Source organism: Stieleria sp. (assembly GCF_041595215.1).
GTDB classification, from domain to species: domain Bacteria; phylum Planctomycetota; class Planctomycetia; order Pirellulales; family Pirellulaceae; genus Stieleria; species Stieleria magnilauensis.
In genome coordinates, this window is sequence record NZ_JBFHKV010001407.1 from 1 (window position 1) to 1,805 (window position 1,805).

Genomic DNA, 1,805 nt, shown 5'->3' on the forward strand with positions numbered 1-1,805 from the left:
CAAGTTCAGCGCCAGCGCCAGCGAGATCTTCGCCGGTGCGATCAAGGATTACAATCGAGGCATCATCGTCGGTGACCCCGCCACTCACGGCAAAGGCACCGTGCAAACGCTGATGGACCTCGGCGAACGCTTGTTCCTGACCCAACGCCAAAACTACGGGGCGTTGAAAGTCACCCTGCAACAGTTTTATCTGCCCGACGGCGAAAGCACCCAACGCGGCGGTGTCGCGGCCGATATCGTGCTGCCTAGTCTGACGCAAAAGATGGATGTCGCCGAAGGCGATCTGAAGTACGCCCTCGAAGAAGACCGCATCAACGGCGCCCGTCACGACATCTATAACCTGGTTCCGAACGATCTGCTCACCGAACTGCGACAAAAGTCCGAGCAACGCGTCAAAGCCGACAAAGAATTCGTCGACCTGATGCGACGCATCGAACTGTTCGTCAAGCAGAAAGAAGAGCAAACCGTTCCGCTGGAAGAAACGGCGTTCATGCAGCGACGCGATGAACTCGATGCCCAGAAGGAAGAGGAAAAGGAAGAAATCGAACAGGAGACGGACAAACAAGTCTTCCGCGATACCTTCTACAACCGCGAAGTCATCAACATTGCTGGTGACTACATCGAAGGCCTCCGCCGAGAAAAGTTGGTCCGCAACTAAGTGCGGATGTGGGGTAAGCATCTTGTTCGCCACCGACGCCGGCTCCGCCGGCGAACGGTCGAAGCGTGAGCCTGACCCCTTTTCCGCGGCACCCTCAACCTAAAAGTTGACGGAGCACTACGGGCCGGTTTTCAATAATTCCATCGGATTGATCCGGGTCCAGCGATCGATCCGTTCGGCGTCGATTCCCAATCGGCTGGCGAGCATCTCGGCCATCTGCGGCATGGTGGTCGCACAGCCGGCGAAGTGCTGATGGCCTTCGGCCCAAGCGGCCAAGTGCTGGTCGACTTCGACCATCTGGCCGGCCAGTCGATAGAAGCCCGGTCCCAGTCCGGCGGCGCCGATCGCGTCGGTCACGATCACGATGTTTTGTTCCGGAACGCACTTCAAATAGTTTCCCAACGCAAACCAGGGCACGTGATGTCCATCGGCGATGAAGGAGATTTTGAGGTGGTCGGAGAGCGAGAGCACGCGTTGGACAATGTTGTCATGGCGATGCATCTGTCCCGGGCATCCATTGCCCAGGTGCGTGAACATCGACAAGCCGGCATCGATCGCCTGGCGCAACTGAGCGATCGACGCGTCACTGTGCCCGGCGGCAACGACGATTGACTGATCGCACAGCCAGCGGGTGACTTCGACGCTGCCGTGCATTTCCGGGGCCAGCGTGAGCAACCGCACGCGACCACCGCCCGCCTCGACCAACTGTTCAGCCAATTCGATCGTTGGCTCGCGAACACAGTCTGCCGGATGGGCACCCACAAATCCCGGTTCGGGACTGATGAAGGGGCCTTCGACATGGATGCCCGCGACGATCTCGGCGATTTCGGCATGCGACTGGGCGGCATCGGCCACGCGTCGGATCCGACGGACCATGGCATCGATCTGGTCGGTGATGATCGTCGGCAGAAACGAGGTGACCCCGTCGCTGCGCATCTGCCGGCAAGCCGTCAGGATGGCCTCGTCGGTCAAGTCATCGCTGTTGAAGTCGACGCCGTAATAGCCATTGACCTGCAAATCAACAAAACCGCTCATTCGACTCGCTCCAGCGTTGCTTTGACGTCCTCGGGAATCTTGCTCGCCGCGGCGTCGTCGATGATCAACGTCGTCCCCGAGTGGTTCCTCAGGATGCTGGCGGGGACATCGG

Annotated in this window: 2 protein-coding genes; one reads left to right on the top strand and one right to left on the bottom strand. The window is 59.3% G+C overall.

What is annotated here, in order from left to right; all coding sequences use genetic code 11:
* Positions 1-658 (top strand): carboxy terminal-processing peptidase (locus tag ABX749_RS31650; protein WP_372899548.1); only part of this gene is annotated, 658 nt, incomplete at its 5' end.
* A gap of 117 nt (positions 659-775) precedes the next feature.
* Here the strand turns inward: ABX749_RS31650 and ABX749_RS31655 are convergent.
* Positions 776-1,693 carry an N-acetylglucosamine-6-phosphate deacetylase gene (locus ABX749_RS31655; RefSeq protein ID WP_372899549.1) on the bottom strand — a complete coding sequence of 306 codons (918 nt, stop codon included), beginning with the start codon at positions 1,691-1,693 and terminating at the stop codon, positions 776-778.
* Between the last annotated feature and the right edge of the window lie 112 nt (positions 1,694-1,805).